At 68.7% G+C, this 16,813-nt stretch carries 14 protein-coding genes and 2 pseudogenes; 10 read left to right on the top strand and 6 right to left on the bottom strand.

All coding sequences use genetic code 11. The annotated features are described in order from the left end of the window. Window positions 1–64: 64 nt before the first annotated feature. The gene (locus R2E43_RS16740; RefSeq protein ID WP_332056323.1) at window positions 65–2,473 is read right to left on the bottom strand and encodes an HAD-IC family P-type ATPase; all 2,409 of its coding nucleotides are present in this window, start codon (window positions 2,471–2,473) and stop codon (window positions 65–67) included. A gap of 99 nt (window positions 2,474–2,572) precedes the next feature. Next, a complete protein-coding gene (locus R2E43_RS16735) occupies window positions 2,573–2,833 on the bottom strand; it encodes a DUF2530 domain-containing protein (protein WP_003974642.1) in 261 nt (86 codons plus the stop codon). 203 nt (window positions 2,834–3,036) lie between these two features. On the opposite strand from R2E43_RS16735, the gene R2E43_RS16730 reads away from it, so the two are divergent. Further along, the gene (locus R2E43_RS16730) at window positions 3,037–4,494 is read left to right on the top strand and encodes an NCS2 family permease (protein WP_003974641.1); all 1,458 of its coding nucleotides are present in this window, start codon (window positions 3,037–3,039) and stop codon (window positions 4,492–4,494) included. Between the two features lie 31 nt (window positions 4,495–4,525). Here R2E43_RS16730 and R2E43_RS16725 read toward each other — a convergent pair whose 3' ends face one another. Then, a complete protein-coding gene (locus R2E43_RS16725; protein WP_003974640.1) occupies window positions 4,526–4,714 on the bottom strand; it encodes a hypothetical protein in 189 nt (62 codons plus the stop codon). Window positions 4,715–4,864: 150 nt separating this feature from the next. On the opposite strand from R2E43_RS16725, the gene R2E43_RS16720 reads away from it, so the two are divergent. From R2E43_RS16720 to thpR, 3 genes are read left to right on the top strand one after another with little or no spacing between them, the layout of a single operon-like run. Then, entirely contained in the window at window positions 4,865–5,302 is a 438-nt protein-coding gene (locus R2E43_RS16720; RefSeq protein WP_003974639.1) for a MarR family winged helix-turn-helix transcriptional regulator, read from the top strand. A gap of 27 nt (window positions 5,303–5,329) precedes the next feature. Next, entirely contained in the window at window positions 5,330–6,709 is a 1,380-nt protein-coding gene (locus R2E43_RS16715) for an MFS transporter (protein WP_003974638.1), read from the top strand. Window positions 6,710–6,758: 49 nt separating this feature from the next. Then, window positions 6,759–7,331: an RNA 2',3'-cyclic phosphodiesterase gene (thpR, locus tag R2E43_RS16710; RefSeq protein ID WP_319124707.1), complete on the top strand. Its 573-nt coding sequence runs from the start codon at window positions 6,759–6,761 to the stop codon at window positions 7,329–7,331. Between the two features lie 141 nt (window positions 7,332–7,472). Here the strand turns inward: thpR and R2E43_RS16705 are convergent. Next, window positions 7,473–8,324 (bottom strand): annotated as a pseudogene (locus R2E43_RS16705) (aldo/keto reductase); the annotation flags it as partial. A gap of 78 nt (window positions 8,325–8,402) precedes the next feature. On the opposite strand from R2E43_RS16705, the gene R2E43_RS16700 reads away from it, so the two are divergent. From R2E43_RS16700 to R2E43_RS16690, 3 genes are all read left to right on the top strand, one after another. Continuing rightward, window positions 8,403–10,052, top strand: coding sequence for a recombinase family protein (locus R2E43_RS16700; protein ID WP_319124705.1), 1,650 nt, complete (start codon window positions 8,403–8,405; stop codon window positions 10,050–10,052). Between the two features lie 878 nt (window positions 10,053–10,930). Then, a complete protein-coding gene (locus R2E43_RS16695; protein ID WP_003974633.1) occupies window positions 10,931–11,440 on the top strand; it encodes a DinB family protein in 510 nt (169 codons plus the stop codon). A 53-nt stretch (window positions 11,441–11,493) separates the two neighbouring features. Beyond that, window positions 11,494–12,425 (top strand): IS5 family transposase gene (locus R2E43_RS16690; protein WP_408649106.1). Its coding sequence is split into 2 segments (ribosomal slippage): window positions 11,494–11,826 and window positions 11,829–12,425, totalling 930 coding nucleotides; the frame shifts between segments, so codons are not numbered across the junction. 16 nt (window positions 12,426–12,441) lie between these two features. On the opposite strand, the gene R2E43_RS16685 is transcribed toward R2E43_RS16690, so the two are convergent. Next, window positions 12,442–12,705 (bottom strand): hypothetical protein, encoded by a 264-nt coding sequence (locus R2E43_RS16685; protein ID WP_332055754.1) that lies wholly within the window; start codon window positions 12,703–12,705, stop codon window positions 12,442–12,444. Window positions 12,706–12,781: 76 nt separating this feature from the next. Then, window positions 12,782–13,903 (bottom strand): annotated as a pseudogene (locus tag R2E43_RS16680) (IS630 family transposase). Between the two features lie 484 nt (window positions 13,904–14,387). On the opposite strand from R2E43_RS16680, the gene R2E43_RS16675 reads away from it, so the two are divergent. The 3 genes from R2E43_RS16675 to R2E43_RS16665 all read left to right on the top strand — a co-directional run bounded on the left by R2E43_RS16675 (window position 14,388) and on the right by R2E43_RS16665 (window position 16,712). Continuing rightward, complete coding sequence (locus tag R2E43_RS16675; protein ID WP_332056322.1) at window positions 14,388–14,969, top strand: hypothetical protein; 582 nt, start codon at window positions 14,388–14,390, stop codon at window positions 14,967–14,969. 109 nt (window positions 14,970–15,078) lie between these two features. Beyond that, window positions 15,079–15,663, top strand: a complete 585-nt coding sequence (locus R2E43_RS16670) for a recombinase family protein (protein ID WP_003974630.1) — start codon at window positions 15,079–15,081, stop codon at window positions 15,661–15,663. A 56-nt stretch (window positions 15,664–15,719) separates the two neighbouring features. Further along, the gene (locus tag R2E43_RS16665) at window positions 15,720–16,712 is read left to right on the top strand and encodes an aldo/keto reductase (RefSeq protein ID WP_003974629.1); all 993 of its coding nucleotides are present in this window, start codon (window positions 15,720–15,722) and stop codon (window positions 16,710–16,712) included. The last annotated feature ends 101 nt before the right edge of the window (window positions 16,713–16,813 follow it).

The raw sequence follows: 16,813 nt of genomic DNA, 5'->3' as shown, positions 1-16,813 counted from the left end.
CGACATGCGGCTCCGCCGCGTGGGCGCGACCGGCCACAACGGCGCCGCGGCACACAACGAACCGTCATACGGGAAACCGCCGGTCCACCCACCTCCAGGTGAGCTCCAGAACGGCTGCCCCTGCCACCGCGATGCCGACGGCAGTCCACGGCATCGTCACCCCCACCAGCTTCAGCGCGAAGAAGTCCTGCAGCCACGGCACCGCCAGCACCACCACGAAGCCCAGCCCCATCGCCGCCACCAGCAGCACCCGCCACCACGTGTACGGCCTGGCGATGATCGCCAGCACCCACATCGAGATCAGGAACAGCGTCAGCGTCGCCGCGCTGGTCTCGGCGTCCAGCGCGCCGGGGCCGGTGTAGTGCTGCCGGGCGACGAGATACGTCACGAAGGTCGCCGCCCCCGCCACCACCCCGCCCGGGATCGCGTACCGCATCACGCGCCGGACGAAGTGGGGCCTGGCCCGTTCCCTGTTCGGGGCGAGGGCCAGGAAGAAGGCCGGGACGCCGATGGTGAGCGTCGAGAGCAGGGTGAGGTGGCGGGGCAGGAACGGGTACTCCACCTGCGAGCAGACCACCAGGATCGCGAGCAGCACCGAGTACACGGTCTTGACCAGGAACAGCGTCGCCACGCGCGTGATGTTGCCGATGACGCGGCGGCCCTCGGCCACCACCGACGGCAGCGTGGCGAAGCTGTTGTTGAGCAGCACGATCTGCGCGACCGCCCGGGTCGCCTCCGAGCCGGAGCCCATCGCCACGCCGATGTCGGCGTCCTTGAGCGCGAGGACGTCGTTGACGCCGTCGCCGGTCATCGCGACGGTGTGGCCGCGTGACTGGAGGGCGGCCACCATGTCCCGCTTCTGCTGCGGGGTGACCCGGCCGAACACCGTGCCCTCGTCCAGGGCACCCGCCATCTCCTCCCGCTCGGCGGGCAGCCGGCGCGCGTCGACGGTGGCGCCGGACAGCCCGAGCTTGGCGGCCACCGCGCCGACCGACACCGCGTTGTCGCCGGAGATGACCTTGGCGCGCACGTCCTGGTCGGCGAAGTAGCGCAGGGTGTCGGCGGCGTCCGGGCGCAGCCGCTGCTCCAGCACCACCAGGGCGGTGGGCTCGACGCCCTCGGCGACCTCGGGGTCGTCCAGGTCGCGGGCGGCGCGGGCGAGCAGCAGTACGCGCAGGCCCTGTTCGTTGAGCCGGCCGGTCTCGGCGAGCGCCGGGTCGTCCTCGGGCAGCAGCACGTCCGGGGCGCCCAGCAGCCACGTCCCGGCGGCGCCGTCGCCCTCGTCGAAGGTGGCGCCGCTGTACTTGCGGGCGGAGGAGAAGGGCAGCGACCGCGTGTTCCGCCACGCCCCGGCGGACCCGTCGTCCGGGTAGGTGTCGATGATCGCCTGGAGGGAGGCGTTGGGGCGCGGGTCGGACGCGCCGAGGGCGCCGAGCACGGCGCGGACGTACGCCTCGTCGGCGCCGTCGAGGACGCGCAGGTCGGTGACGTCCATGCCGCCCTCGGTGAGGGTGCCGGTCTTGTCCAGGCAGACGGTGTCGACGCGGGCCAGGCCCTCGATGGCGGGCAGCTCCTGGACGAGGCACTGCTTGCGGCCGAGCCGGACGACGCCGATCGCGAAGGCGACGGAGGTGAGCAGGACCAGGCCCTCGGGGACCATGGGCACGATGCCGCCGACCGTGCGGGCGATCGAGTCGTCCAGGTCGTTGTCCTTGGCGAGCAGCTGGCTGAGGATCAGGCCGATCGCGGTCGGGACCATCATCCAGGTGACGTACTTGAGGATCGTGGAGATGCCGGAGCGCAGCTCGGACTGGACCAGCGTGAAGCGGGAGGCCTCCTCGGCGAGCTGCGCCGCGTACGCCTCGCGGCCGACCTTGGTGGCCCGGAAGGCGCCGCCGCCCGCGACCACGAAGCTGCCCGACATGACCTGGTCGCCCGGCTGTTTGACCACCGGGTCGGCCTCGCCGGTCAGCAGGGACTCGTCGATCTCCAGCCCGTCGGCCTCGACGCACACCCCGTCGACCACGGCCTTGTCGCCGGGACCGATCTCGATGACGTCGTCCAGCACGATCTCGGACGTGCTGATCCCGACGGGCTTCCCGTCCCGGCGCACCGTCGGGCGGACCTCGCCGATCAGGGCCAGGGAGTCGAGGGTCTTCTTCGCCCGCCACTCCTGGATGATGCCGATGCCGGTGTTGGCGAGGATCACGAAGCCGAACAGGCTGTCCTGGATCGGCGCGACGAACAGCATGATCACCCAGAGCACGCCGATGATCGCGTTGAACCGGGTGAAGACGTTGGCGCGGACGATGTCGGCCAGGGAACGGCTGCTGCGCACCGGCACGTCGTTGACCTGGCCGCGGCCGATCCGTTCGGCGACCCCGGCCGCCGTGAGCCCGGTCGCGGGCGAAGGGGCGTCAACGGCGTGCGCGGGATGCTCCGGGTCGAGTCTGTCCGCGTCGAGATGCGTCATGGATCCGACGGTACGTGCGGACCTACGGCTTCACCCATCGAGTGCGGCGAAGATCCGACCTGGGGACGAGACGGGCGGGTGCGGTGTGCTGCCCCGGTACTAGTCCTCGGCGCCGGCGGCCGTGTCCCGCCTGATCGCGGCGTCGCGCCCCCGGACGTACCAGATGCCGATCAGGCCGAGGCCCGCGCCGGCCAGGCAGGTCCACACCCACCAGGTGTGCCCGTGGTCGTCGAACCAGCCGTAGAAGGGCAGCTGCACCAGGAAGAGGACGAACCAGAGGATGGTGCCGCCGACGATGGTCGGAACCACGGGGCCCTCCAGGGGCTCCGGCGCCTCGTGCGTGGGTGTCCACTTCGTCATGCGTACAGCTTACGAGGAGCGTGCGAACGGGTTGACGGCGCGGCGCCACACGGTGATTCCAAGGGTCTACGCGCGGAGATAGCGATCACGGGCTCATACGTTCATACTGAACCCGTTTGTCTCTGACCGCTTTCATTCGTAGAAAACACCAATAGGAACACCGACAAGGCCGTGGGGGAACCTGTTGGTGATGAGGTCCCCGCATGTCCACCTCGGCCTCCGCCAAGGTCCCCCCGTCCCCCGAGTCGCCGGAAGACCGGCGGCCCCCGCAGAACGGCCTCGACCGCTACTTCAAGATCTCCGAGCGCGGCAGCACCCTGCCCCGTGAGATCCGCGGCGGCTTCGCCACCTTCTTCGCGATGGCCTACATCATCGTGCTGAACCCGATCATCCTGGGCAGCGCGAAGGACATGTACGGCCACCAGCTCGACAACGGCCAGCTGGTCACCGCGACCGCGCTGACGGCGGCGTTCACCACGCTCCTGATGGGCGTCATCGGCAACGTGCCGATCGCGCTCGCCGCCGGTCTCGGCGTGAACTCCGTCGTCGCGCTCCAGCTCGCCCCGCGGATGTCCTGGCCGGACGCCATGGGCATGGTGGTGCTGGCCGGTTTCGTCGTCATGCTGCTGGTCGCCACCGGGCTGCGCGAGCGCGTGATGAACGCCGTGCCCTACAGCCTGCGCAAGGCCATCGCCATCGGCATCGGCCTGTTCATCATGATCATCGGGCTCGTCGACTCCGGCTTCATCACCCGGATGCCGGACGCCGCCCAGACCACGGTCCCGATCCAGCTCGGCACCGGCGGGCACCTCACCGGCTGGCCGGTCCTGGTCTTCGTCCTCGGCGTGCTGCTGACCCTGGCGCTGATCGTCCGCAAGACCCCGGGCGCCATCCTCATCTCGATCGTGGTGATGACCGGCGTCGCGTTGATCATCAACGCCGTCGCCGACATCCCGTCCTGGGGCCTGACCACGCCCGAGTGGCCCGGCAACCCCGTCGCCACACCCGACTTCGGGCTGGTCGGCGAGGTCAGCCTGTTCGGCGGGTTCGAGAAGGTCGGCGTCCTGACCGGCGTGCTGTTCGTCTTCACCGTGCTGCTGTCGTGCTTCTTCGACGCGATGGGCACGATCATGGGCATCAGCGACGAGGCGAAGCTGACCGACGGCGAGGGCCAGATGCCGGGCATCAACAAGGTCCTGTTCGTCGACGGCGTCGCGGTCGCCGTGGGCGGTGCCAGCTCCGCCTCCGCCACCACCTGCTTCGTGGAGTCCACGGCGGGCGTCGGCGAGGGCGCGCGCACCGGCTTCGCCAACATCGTCACCGGCACGCTGTTCGCCCTGGCGCTGTTCCTCACGCCGGTCGCCACCATGGTCCCGTCGCAGGCGGCGACCCCTGCGCTGATCGCGGTGGGCTTCCTGATCCTGGCCGGTTCGATCAAGGAGATCGACTGGTCGGACTTCACGGTGGCGATCCCGGCCTTCGTGACCATGCTGATGATGCCGTTCACCTACTCGATCACCAACGGCATCGGGATGGGCTTCATCACCTTCTCGGTGCTGCGCCTGGCGGCCGGCCGGGGCCGCGAGGTGCCGGTGGCGATGCACGTGGTGTCGGCGGTCTTCGCCTTCTACTACCTGATGCCGGCCCTGGGCCTGACCTGATCCCCGGGGAAGGCGGGCCGGGCCTCCCGGCTCACGGCACTCCGTAGAACCGTTCCGTCTCCTCCACGGCGGACTGGAACCGCTCGTCGAAGTCGTCTCGAATGAGCGTCCGGACGACATAGTCCTGGACGCTCATTCCTCTTTTGGCCGCATGGTCCCGGAGCCGGTCGAGCAGCTCCCCGTCTATCCGCAGGCTGAGCACGCTGGTCCCCATGAGCACGAGGGTCGCCCCGGCCGGCCGGGTGATGCCTCCATTTCCGGAAACGACTCACTCGTACGGGTGAACTGCGGGTTTCAGTGGCAGGTGTCACGGGCACTGGGGCGGAAGTGCGTTGGTATTTCGCCAGACTAATGAGTTACGCTAAGGAACATGCCGGACCTCAAGCATGGCGACGACGCCGCCGCCGTGAACTCCCTGCGCTCCGCCGTGATGCGGTTGTCCCGTCGGCTCAAGCACCAGCGGGTCGACGAGTCGCTCAGCCCCACCGAGATGTCGGTGCTGGGCACCCTGTCGAACTGCGGCAGCGCGACCCCGGGCGAGCTGGCCCGCAAGGAACACGTCCAGCCGCCCTCGATGACCCGCATCGTGGCGCTGCTCGAGGCCAAGGGCCTGGTCAGGCTGGAGCCGCACCCCGAGGACCGGCGCCAGAAGGTCGTGACGCAGACCGAGCAGGCCGTGGTGATGCTCGAGGAGAGCCGCCGCAAGCGGAACGCGTTCCTGGCCACGCTGGTCGAGGGCCTCGACGAGGACGAGTGGGCGAAACTGCGCGCCGCCGCCCCCGTGCTGGAGAAGCTCGCACACAAGTAAGCAGTTCTCGCAAGGAGGCGAACCCTTTTGAGTACGGGATCCGGAGCAGCTTCCGCCCCCGCACCTGACGGCCCCGACACCCCGACCACCCCCGACGGTCCGACGGGCCCCGCCGCCCCTCGCAGAACGTCGATGTTCGCCTCCCTGAAGGTCAGGAACTACCGCCTGTTCTTCATGGGCCAGGTCGTCTCCAACATCGGCACCTGGATGCAGCGCATCGCCCAGGACTGGCTGGTGCTCAGCCTCACCGGCTCCTCGGCCGCCGTCGGCATCACCACCGCCCTGCAGTTCCTGCCGATGCTGCTCTTCGGCCTCTACGGCGGCGTCCTCGTCGACCGCCTGCCCAAGCGGCCCACGCTGCTCGTCACCCAGACCGCGATGGCCCTGACCGCGCTCGCCCTCGCCGCCCTCACCCTGAGCGGACACGTCCAGGTCTGGCACGTCTACGTCGCCGCCTTCGCGATGGGCCTGGCCACCGTCATGGACAACCCGGCCCGCCAGACCTTCGTCTCCGAGCTGGTCGGCCGCGACCAGCTGCAGAACGCCGTCAGCATGAACTCGGCCAACTTCCAGTCGGCCCGCCTGGTCGGCCCGGCCGTCGCCGGTCTGATGATCACCGGCGTGGGCACCGGCTGGGCGTTCCTCGCCAACGGCCTGTCCTTCGTCGCGCCGCTCACCTGCCTGCTGCTGATGCGCGCCCGCGAACTGCACGCCGGCCGGCCCACCCCGCGCGGCAAGGGCCAGCTCCGCGAGGGCCTGCGCTACGTCGCCGGCCGCCCCGAGCTGATCTGGACGATCACCCTGGTCGGGTTCATCGGCACCTTCGGCTTCAACTTCCCGGTCTTCCTGTCCGCCTTCGCCGACGACGTCTTCGACGCGGGCGCCGGGGCGTACAGCCTCTTCAACACCCTCATGGCCGTCGGCTCGCTGGCCGGCGCCCTGCTCGCCGCCCGGCGCGGCACCGCCCGGCTGCGTGTCCTGATCGCGGCGGCCCTCGGCTTCGGCGCCCTGGAGATCGTGGCCTCGACGGCGCCCGAGCTGTGGCTCTTCGCGCTGCTCATGGTCCCCATCGGCGTCTTCAGCATGACGGTGAACGTCACCGCCAACACCAGCATCCAGATGTCGACCGACCCGGCCATGCGGGGCCGCGTGATGGCCCTGTACATGATGGTCTTCCTCGGCGGCTCCCCGGTCGGCGCCCCGATCGTCGGCTGGGTCACCGACACCTACGGCGCCCGGGTCGGCTTCGCCGCGGGCGGTGCGGTGGCCGCCACCGCCGCCCTCGTCATAGGCCTGGTCCTGGCCCGCGTCGGCAACCTGCGCCTGTCGGTCGGCTGGCACCGCGGCCACCCGCAGGTCCGGTTCGTGCCGCGGGAACGGCAGGAGGCACTGGCACCGGCAGCGTAGGGGTGGGGAACCCGGGGCCCGGACGGCGGGGCTCTGCCAGGCTGGTCCCATGAGACTGTTCGCCGCCGTACTGCCGCCCGAGGACGTCACCGCCGCCCTCGCCGCGGAGGTGGCCGTGCTGCGGAGCCTGCCCGGCGCCGAGGGGCTGCGCTGGACCGGCCGTCCGGGCTGGCACCTCACCCTCGCCTTCTACGGCGAGGTCGACGACGAACTCGTCCCCGAGCTGTCGGCCCGCCTGGCGCGCGCGGCCCACCGCACCGCGCCCTTCGAACTGGCGCTGCGCGGCGGTGGCCAGTTCGGCCGCGGCCGGGCGCTGTGGGCGGGTGCGGAGGGCGGCCTGGCGACCCTGCGGCTGCTGGCCGGCCGCGCCGAGGCCGCGGGGCGCAGGGCGGGCGTCGCGACGGGCGAGCACCGCCGCTACCAGCCCCACCTGACCCTGGCCCGCAGCAGACAGGCGTGCGACGTCCGCCCCTACGTCGAGGCGCTGGCCGGCTTCACCGGCCCCACCTGGACCGTGACCGACCTGGCGCTGGTCCGCAGCCACCTGCCGGAGTCGGGCGTGCCCGGCGAGCAGCCTCGTTACGAGGCGGTCGCGCGCAGCCCGCTCGGCTCCTCCGGTTAGGCTCGGGGACGTGGACCCGAAGACCCGAAACCGGATCATGGCCGGTGTGCTCGTACTGATGCTCGTGGTGGTGGCGTTGGCGGCGGCCCTCGGCTGACCGGCCGGGGCGGCGGCCGCCGCCCCGTTCAGCACCTCACCGCGCTACCAGGCGAAGGCCTCCGGAGAGGGCCCCGGCCCCGGGAAGACCTCGTCGAGCCCGGCCAGCAGCTCCCGCGACAGCTCCAGCTCCACGGCCCGCAGGGCCGACGCGAGCTGCTCGGCGGTGCGCGGGCCCACGATGGGGCCGGTCACGCCGGGCCTGGTCAGCAGCCACGCCAGCGCGGCCTCGCCCGGCTCGACGCCGTGCTTGTCGAGCAGGTCCTCGTACGCCTGGATCTGCGCCCGCTTCGCCGGGTCGGCCAGCGCGTCGGCCGCCCGTCCGGAGGCCCGGCGACCGCCCTGGACCTCCTTCTTGATGACCCCGCCGAGCAGCCCGCCGTGCAGCGGCGACCACGGGATGACGCCGAGGCCGTACTCCTGCGCGGCCGGGATCACCTCCATCTCGGCGCGGCGCTCGGCCAGGTTGTACAGGCACTGCTCGCTGACCAGGCCGATGGTGCCGCCGCGCCGGGCGGCGGTCTCGTTGGCCTGCGCGATCTTGTACCCGGGGAAGTTCGACGACCCCGCGTACAGCACCTTGCCCTGCTGGACCAGGGTGTCGATCGCCTGCCAGATCTCGTCGAAGCCGGTGGCGCGGTCGATGTGGTGGAACTGGTAGAGGTCGATGTGGTCGGTCTGGAGCCGCTTGAGGCTGGCATCGACCGCACGCCGAATGTTCACGGCGGACAGCTTGTCGTGGTTGGGCCACGCCTCGCCGTCGGCGCCCATGTTGCCGTACACCTTGGTGGCGATGACGGTCCTGTCGCGCCGGTCGCCGCCCTGGGCGAACCAGTTGCCGAGGATCTCCTCGGTACGGCCCTTGTTCTCGCCCCAGCCGTACACATTGGCGGTGTTCAATGATCAATTTTGACGCCGTGATTCTGACTGCATAGGGTGATCATCCGGTTACCGGTGGGGAGAGGGTGAACGAGCATGGCGAGAGTTCTGGGCGTGGTTCGTCTGTCGAGGGTGTCGGACGAGACCACATCGCCGGAGCGTCAGCGTCGGTCCATCCAGCGATGGGTCGATCAGGAGGGGCACGTCGTTGTGGGGTGGGTCGAGGACATCGACGTTTCCGGCGGGATTGAGCCGTGGAAACGTCCGGAGTTCGGCAAGTGGCTTCCCTCGACCATCGGGAAGGAGGTCAGCGCGATCGAGCACCGGATCGCGGCGGAGGAGTCGCGCGCCGACGAGTACGACATCATCTGCGCACTGAAGATCGACCGCCTCTCGCGGCGCGTGCTCCACGTGCACACCCTCCTGGAGTGGTGCGAGAAGAACGGTAAGGAGGTCGCGACCGTTGAGGACGGGATCAACCTCAACACGCAGATGGGGAAGCTCCTCCTCAGCCTGATCGCGTCCTTCGCGGAAGGGGAGCTCGAAGCCATCAAGGCGCGGGCCAAGTCCTCGTACAACCACCTGGTGAAGGAGGGCCGCTGGCGTGGCGGCCGCACTTCGTACGGCTACCGCGAGGAGAAGCAGGAGACCGGCGACGGGTGGAAGCTCGTCCCTGACGACTACGGGACCGACACGGCCGGGACACTCCGTGAGATCGTCCGCCGTCTCATCGCGGGCGAGTCGGCGAACAGCATCGCGCAGTGGCTCAACGAGGACGTGTCGAAGACCCCGACGTCACTCGACGCTCAGATGATCCGCAGCGGCAAAACCCCGAAGGGGAGCCGCTGGACCGCCGCGAACACGGCCAAGGTCGTGCGCTCCCGCTGCATCCTGGGGCAAATGGAGGTATCCGAGGAGATGATGGTCGAGGGGAGGAAGACAACACGACGCCGGGTCGTCCGGGACGCGGACGGCCAGCCGCTCCAGCGTGCGGAGCCTCTGATCACGCATGAGGAGTGGGAGCTGGCCAACAAGAAGCTGGACGAGAACACCAGCAAGCGCAACGGCAACCGCAAGGGTGGGTCGCCCTTGCTCCGGGTCGCGTTCTGCACATGTGGGGAGCCGGCATATCTCGGCCCTGGCCGTAACTGGCCCTACTACCGCTGCGCCTCTCGTACCACGCACAAGCCGTGTCCGACCGGAAGCAAGGGCATCGCGGCGCACACGCTGGAGGACGCCGTGGGAAAGGCGTTCCTCCTCGCTGCCGGGGACGTCGAGATCGTCCGGAAGGTCTTCCGGCCGGGCGTGGACTACACGCGCGACATCGAAGAAGTGAACCGCGCCCTGTCGGACCTGAGGGAGGACCGCGAGGCGGGCCTCTACTCCAGTGAGCTGGGCAAGCAGGAGTACCGGGAGGCTTACAAGAGGTTGGACGCGCGACGTGAACAGCTCATCGCGCAGCCCACGCGCCCGGACACGTGGGAAGAGATCCCGACAGGAGAGACCTACCGGGAACGGTGGAGCACGTTGTCGACCCAGCACGAAAAGGGCAGGGAGCTACGCGCCGCAGGGGTCAAGGCCGTCATCCATGCCGAGCCGATTCCCGGGATGACCGCCGCGCAGCTCATGGCTCCCGATGGCCATGACGGGATGTGGCAACACCCAGTCGGGAGAGTTCAGGTTCTGATCCCGATGGACTTCAAGCAGCGTCTGCGCAACATGGCGGCGGTTCACAGCGAAGGCTGACCGGCAACTGCAGGTGGCGAGGAGGGCCCTGTGTCGGGGCCCTCCTGCGCGTTTGTAGGATGCCCGGCAGGTCGCCGCCGTCGCTCCCGACCGCACGAGACCGAGTCCAGGCCCGAAGGCTTGGGCGTCCACCTGTGAAAGAGAGACCGCGCCATCCGTGCACGGTCCACCCCCGCGAAGAAAGGGAGGCACATGTCCCGCCATCCGGCGGGGGGCTGGCGCACGCGTGTGCGCCTCACAGGAAGGGGCCACACCCGGTGGCTATCAGCTTCGGCCATGACCGCCCGTGGGGCGGTGTCTCTCAGCACGAGTACCTGCGCATGGCGCAGAACCCTACGCACCAGCTCGCCTACCGCGTCCACTTCGCCGCCATCGGATGGGCAGACCGGCACGGACACGCGGGCTTCGCCCCCGGTCGGCTGGCTGCACTCGCTGGGCAAGGAAGGTAAGCCACTGTCCGACCAGAGCACTCGCAGCGCGGTGGCCCGCGCCAAGGAGCTGGACCTTGTGTCGCCCCGTTCCGGGGCCGCTTGCCTCATGCTCCCTCCCCACCTGTTCCAGAAGGGCAAGGGTGCGCCAGTTCCCTGCCGTCTCCACCAGGACCGGTAAGTACACGCTGTCCGTGTAGTCAGAGCACGCCTCGCGTGTACCCAAACAGCATCCGAACTGCGGGAACGTTCGCGTCCTCTCTTATCTACTTGGCCCAAGTGCAGTCGAGCTTCTGTCGAGGTCGGCCGAAGGAAGCGATCTGCTTCAAGGCGAGGGCAAGTAGGGGCGCGGCAGCGCCCCCTAGTGCTCTGACCGGGAAGGTTGACCGGGTTGGCAGCTCCTATGCGCTCGGCCAGGTGTTGTCGTACCCCCCGTGTAGGGTCCGCCCGATGAACGCAGAACTCGAGTCCCTCAAGGGCGCCCTGGACCATCAGCGCAAGCACGTCGTCGGGATCCTCGAAGGGCTCTCGGAGGAGGAGCTGCGGCGGCCGGTGCTGCCCAGTGGCTGGAGTTGCCTGGCATTGGTGCGCCATCTCACCCTGGATGTCGAACGCTTCTGGTTCCCTGGTGTGATCGCGGGCGAGCCGGATGTGGTCGGACAGCTCACGGCGGGTGCGGAGGCGCACTGGTACACACCCGAAAAGATGAGCGTCGAGGAGGTCTTCGCCGACTACCGGTCGGCCATCGCGCGGGCGGACATCGTGCTCGCCGGCAGCACGCCTGAACAAGAGCCTGCCGCTTGGCCCGTGGAGATCTGGCCGACCTGGCGGTTGCCGGACGTGCGGCACATCCTGATCCACGTAGTCACTGAAGTCGCCTGCCACAGCGGTCACTTGGACGCGGTGCGTGAACTGATTGACGGTACCACCTGGCTCGGCGGCAACCCTTACGCCGGCTAGGACTTGTCCGGCCGATCATGTGACTACTTCGTCCACAGGTCGTTGATGCGGACATGGGGCGGGGAGATCTGACGGATGCCGAGTGGGAACGGCTGCTGCCCTTCCTGCCGGTGAGTAACGGTCGTTGCGGCCGGTGGCGGGATCACCGTCAGGTGATCGACGGGATTCTGCACCGGGTGCGGACCGGCGTTCAGTGGCGGGACCTGCCCGAGCGGTTCGGCCCGTGGAAAACCGTCTACGAACGCCACCGGCTGTGGTCAGCCGACGGCACCTGGGAACGTCTGCTGCAGCAGGTCCAGGCTGCAGCAGACGCGGCAGGTGAAATCGACTGGGACATCTCGGTGGACTCCACCATCGTCCGAGCCCATCAGCACGCGGCCGGCGCCCGCACCGATCCGCCCCCTGCGCCCGCCTCAAAGGGGGACGACGAGGTGGAACACCAGGACGAGACGCCGTGGCAGAGCCTCGTCGGCCGCCTGGTGGAGGTGGTGCTGGAAGTGAGGGCTTGGGTCGTTCGCGGGGCGGGTTCACCAGCAAGGTCCATCTGAGCGCGGACGGCCGCTGCCGTCCGCTCTCTCTGGTCATCACTCCAGGTCAAAGGGCCGACTGCACCCAGTTCAAGCCGGTCTTGGAGAAGATCCGCGTCCCCAAACTCGGCCCGGGCAGGCCACGCAAGAAGCCGGACAGCCTCGCCGCGGACAAGGCATACAGCAACGGGCCGTGTCGCGAGTACCTGCGGCGCCGGGGCATCCGGCACACGATCCCGGAGAAGACCGACAGCCATGCGGCCCGTCTGCGCAAGGGTTCACGCGGTGGGCGGCCACCGGGCTTCGACGAGGAGCGGTACAAAAAGCGAAACACCGTCGAACGGACTATCAACCGTTTGAAGCAGTCCCGAGCTGTCGCTACCCGTTACGACAAGCGCGGTTACGTCTACCTTGGCACCGCGACAGCGGCAGCCGTGGCGATCTGGCTCCGGACCTGAAGATCCGGGACGCAGCTCAAAGAACGCCCTCGGCTGGCCTCTGGTGCCCACACGGCACCTGGCCTCCGTTCTTGTCGAAGACCTCGGCATCGTCGCCAGAGTTCACCCAGACCGTGATGCCCTGACCATGCACGACCACATTGAACGGCGACTCCTCCGCCTCCGTCTTCGTCACCACCGTGAACTCCTCGCCCGGACGCATCCAGTGATCGGTTCCCCATGGCTCGACCCACAGGCAGAGCCTGCTGCTGGTCTCGTTGCTCACGCTCGTCTTCGACACGCTCGCACCCTAACCAGCAACATGATCGGCCGGACAAGTCCTAGTGCGGTGACCGGATGAGGTTCGCCGGGGTTCTTCAGGTTTCGGCGGCGCGGGGGCGTCCGCCCCAGCGGATGCCTTTCTCGCTGCGGATGCGGGCGCGTTCGCGTCGCTGGGCGGCGAGGATGTCGCGGTGACGGGCGTTGGCGTTGCGCCAGCGCAGGTAGGCGTGCAGGGCCCGGGTCTGCGCGGTGTGGTTGCGGTGGTTGGAGTTGCCGACGGTGAACTGCCGCAACGGCCCGAAGTGCGCCTCGATCGGGTTGGCCCAGGACGCGTAGGTCGGGGTGAAGCGCAGCTCGACCCGGTTCTTCTTCGCTCAGCGCCTGATGGTGTCGCCCCTGTGGGCGGACAAGTTGTCCAGGATCACGTAGATCGGTGCGCCGTCCTGACGGGCCGCGCGGATTGACCTCAGCGCGGCCAGAGTATTCGCGGCACCCTTCTTCCTGCGGTTGACGCCCCACAAGGTGTCGTCGCCGACCGACCAGCAGCCATGAAAGTACCGGATGCCGTGGGTGCGGTGGTACGTCGCGGGATGCCGCTCGGGTCGACTTTGCTCAGCCCAGCACGATCCGGCCGTGGGCCGGATCCCGAGCGGCCCGAACTCGTCGAACGCGAACACCCGGTCAGGGAAGTGCTCCAGCACTTCCTCGATCCGGTCCAGCTTGGCATCGCGCTCCGGGTCAGGCGACTCCTTCCACGTCTTGGTCCGCTGGAAGGTGATCCCGCGGCGGGCAAGCAGGCATCGCAACGCCTCGCGTCCAATCTTGATCACGTGGCCATGCACCCTCCGCAGGTAGGCAGCGAGTTTGCGAATGGACCAGCGGGTGAAGGGCTGGCCGAGCCTTGCCGGGCGAGTGGTGGCCGTCGCCACGACGTAGTCTCCGTCGTCACCACTGAGCAGGCGGGGACGGCCTCCCGCCCACCGAGGATCCAGACAGGCCAGACCGATCTCGTTGAACCGGTGGATCACATTGCGGACGGTGTCCTCGTCGGCCTGCACCAGCTTCGCGATCACGGGCACCCCGTTCCCGCCGGCCGAACTTAGTACCATCATCGAACGCCGATAGCGCACCGAGTTGGTGCTGCCCCGGCGAACGATCTGCTGCAGCTCATACCCTTCCTGGTCGGTCAATCTGCGCACGTGGACAGGCTCAGCCACCACACCCCCTTCCCGGTCAGAGCACTAGGGAGGGACAACGGCGCAGAGCAAGGGGCGGCCTACCGGCCGCCACAGTCGCAGTGCTCAACGACAGTGCGGCCCCGGAGGGGGCCGACCGTGGCAGCCTGCGGGAGGGCAGACGGCCCCTGTAACCATGGCGGAATCTTGGCTGCTATGACATGGCGGTCTGGCTTGCCCCCTTCGGGGGTCATGCCCCCACCCCCTGCCCCTGCCGTCACGTCTGCCTGCCATCGACAGGCGGGCGCACGCCTGGTCTTGCCGGTCGAACACCGGGCAGGCCGTGAGACGGGCGCGAAGCGCCTTGCTGTGGACGAAGGGGCAAGTGTCTGAAGGGGCGCGTGCCTGTACGCACTTCTTTCGTCCCCGCCGCACCAGGGTCTTCTGGCCCAGGGAAATACCAGGTTGATTCAGCTTCACCCGGGATGCTCCAGTTGGCACCGCACGAAGGGTAGGACCCATCCGTATGACAGACCCACCACCTGAACGCACCCTCATCTACGCCGCCGATCTGACCGCCGAGGACGTCCGCGCCCTGGAGACGTTCCTCAACGCGCAGTTGGGGCGAGTGTCCGAGGGGATAGGTGAGACCGGCGAGACCTTTTTCGCGATGCGGTCCCTGCTCATCCTGGTCAGCGACTCAGCGGGCTTCCTGCACCAACTCCTCACGGTGGAGCGGCCCGAGCCGTGGCAGCGGGCTGCGATCGTGCGTGAGTGGCAGCGGCTCCGCAGCACTGCCCTCGACTTCAACCACTGCGACGGCTACGACTACGACCGCTGGTGGAAGCAGATACGGCACTACGACGCCGCCGACGAAGCCGCCGAGCTGGAGCGAATCCGCCACTTCGCCACCCTGTATCCCTGGGCGGACGATGAAGCTGACCAGGGCGAGGAGGATGAGCGAGACACTCCGCCCCCTGCCAGTGGAGCCACCCGATCAGAGTGGGCCAGCAGAACTGAAGGCGTACAGACGGGCAAGCGTCCCGACGGGTGCGACAGTCGCCCCACGCGGGCCAGCATGGGCCGTCTCGAAAACCAAGGTTTGTGAGGCGAGATGGCAAGCGTCCCTGAAGGGGGTGTAGCGCTGTTAAAAACCCGTCTCGAAACTCCCGTCCCGAGCTTGACGTATTGAGATGAGTTCTGAGACGGTCCCGGCCGTGACGACGATCACGATCACCGGTCAGCTCATCGGATACGCCCGCGTCTCCACCGATGACCAGGAAGCGCACTTGCAGCGCGACACACTGACGGCCGCAGGCTGCGCCCGGACCTTCGAGGACAAGGCGTCGGGCAAGAACGCCGACCGGCCGGAGCTGCGGTCAGCACTCGACTACGCCCGCGCTGGCGACACCCTGTGCGTGTGGAAGCTCGACCGCTTTGCCCGGTCGCTCATCGACCTTGTGACCATGGTCGACACGCTTCGGGAGCGTGGTATCGGGTTCAAGGTGCTCACGGGTGCACTGGCCAACATCGACCCCGGCACGGCCGATGGCCGTCTCATGCTTCAGGTGGTAGGAGCCATGGCGGAGTTTGAGCGCAGCCTCATCAAGGAGCGCACCCGCGCCGGACTCGATGCAGCCAAGGCGCAGGGGCGTACCGGCGGACGGCCGTCCGTCGTGAACGAGGACGTGCTGACCGTGGCCCGCGCGAGGAAGGCGAAGAGAGAGAGTGTCAGCGCCGTCGCCAAGGCTCTGGGCGTCTCCAGGGCCACGCTGTACCGGCACCTCGCAGACGACTCCTGACGGCGGCACCTGATGTCCTTGCCTGGAGTGGGCTCGAAGCAGTTGGCTTGTGGTCCATGAAGTACACGCAGCTCGGACGCACCGGACTCAAGGTCAGCCGACTCGTTCTCGGCACGATGAACTTCGGTCCGCAGACAGACGAATCAACCAGCCACGACATCATGGACGCCGCTCTCGACGCGGGTCTGAACTTTGTAGACACGGCCAACGTCTATGGGTGGGGTGAGAACAAGGGCCGCACCGAGGAGATCATCGGTACTTGGTTCGCCCAGGGTGGCGGGCGGCGCGACAGGACGGTCCTCGCCACCAAGGTGTACGGGAACATGGCGGGCGACGGGGACGTCTGGCCCAACCACGACAAGCTGTCCGCGGTGAACATCCGCCGGGCCGTCGACGCCTCCCTCAAGCGGCTGCAGACCGACTACATCGACGTCTACCAGTTCCATCACATCGACCGATCGACGCCGTTCGAGGAGATCTGGCAGGCGATCGACGTCCTGGTCCAGCAGGGCAAGATTCTCTACGCCGGGTCGTCCAACTTTCCCGGCTACAAGATCGCGCAGGCCAACGAGATCGCCGCGCGCCGGGGCGGCACCATCGGGCTGGTCAGCGAGCAGTGCCTGTACAACCTGGCCGAGCGCCGCGCCGAGATGGAGGTGATCCCGGCCGCGCGGGACTACGGGCTCGGGGTCATCCCGTGGTCGCCGCTGCACGGCGGTCTGCTGGGCGGCGTGATCAAGAAGGAGGCCACACAGGGGCGCCGGGCGAGCGGCCGCGCTGCCGATGCGCTCAAGGACACCAAGACGCGCGAGCAGATCCAGGCGTACGAGGACCTGCTCGACAAGCACGGCCTGCAGCCCGGCGAGGCGGCGCTGGCCTGGCTGCTCACCCGGCCCGGCGTGACCGGCCCGATTGTCGGCCCCCGCACGCAGGAGCAGCTGGACTCGGCGCTGCGCGCCTTGGAGCTGGAGCTGAGCGAGGAGCTGCTGACGTCTCTGGACGAGATCTTCCCCGGTCCCGGACCGTCTCCCGAAGCCTTCGCATGGTGAGGTAGCGGGTCTGTGGGGGGCCGTTGCCTTCTGCTTGCGTTCGAAGCGAGTTGGAGGCGGCGGCCTCGTCATTTCCACTCGGGATCCGCAGGGGTGTGAGC

Origin of the sequence: Streptomyces violaceoruber, assembly GCF_033406955.1 — a bacterium.
In the GTDB taxonomy this organism is placed as follows: domain Bacteria; phylum Actinomycetota; class Actinomycetes; order Streptomycetales; family Streptomycetaceae; genus Streptomyces; species Streptomyces violaceoruber.
The sequence above is the reverse complement of the archived record's forward strand: the minus strand, read 5'-3'. Positions and strand labels throughout refer to the sequence as shown.

Excerpts from the sequence above, each read along its gene's own strand:
- thpR (WP_319124707.1), top strand. The coding sequence starts at position 6,759 with ATGAGACTGTTCGCCGCCGTACTGCCGCCCGAGGACGTCACCGCCGCC.
- R2E43_RS16695 (WP_003974633.1), top strand. The coding sequence starts at position 10,931 with ATGAACGCAGAACTCGAGTCCCTCAAGGGCGCCCTGGACCATCAGCGC.
- R2E43_RS16665 (WP_003974629.1), top strand. The coding sequence starts at position 15,720 with ATGAAGTACACGCAGCTCGGACGCACCGGACTCAAGGTCAGCCGACTC.
- R2E43_RS16735 (WP_003974642.1), bottom strand. The coding sequence starts at position 2,833 with ATGACGAAGTGGACACCCACGCACGAGGCGCCGGAGCCCCTGGAGGGC.
- R2E43_RS16720 (WP_003974639.1), top strand. The coding sequence starts at position 4,865 with ATGCCGGACCTCAAGCATGGCGACGACGCCGCCGCCGTGAACTCCCTG.
- R2E43_RS16675 (WP_332056322.1), top strand. The coding sequence starts at position 14,388 with ATGACAGACCCACCACCTGAACGCACCCTCATCTACGCCGCCGATCTG.
- R2E43_RS16740 (WP_332056323.1), bottom strand. The coding sequence starts at position 2,473 with ATGACGCATCTCGACGCGGACAGACTCGACCCGGAGCATCCCGCGCAC.
- R2E43_RS16700 (WP_319124705.1), top strand. The coding sequence starts at position 8,403 with ATGGCGAGAGTTCTGGGCGTGGTTCGTCTGTCGAGGGTGTCGGACGAG.
- R2E43_RS16730 (WP_003974641.1), top strand. The coding sequence starts at position 3,037 with ATGTCCACCTCGGCCTCCGCCAAGGTCCCCCCGTCCCCCGAGTCGCCG.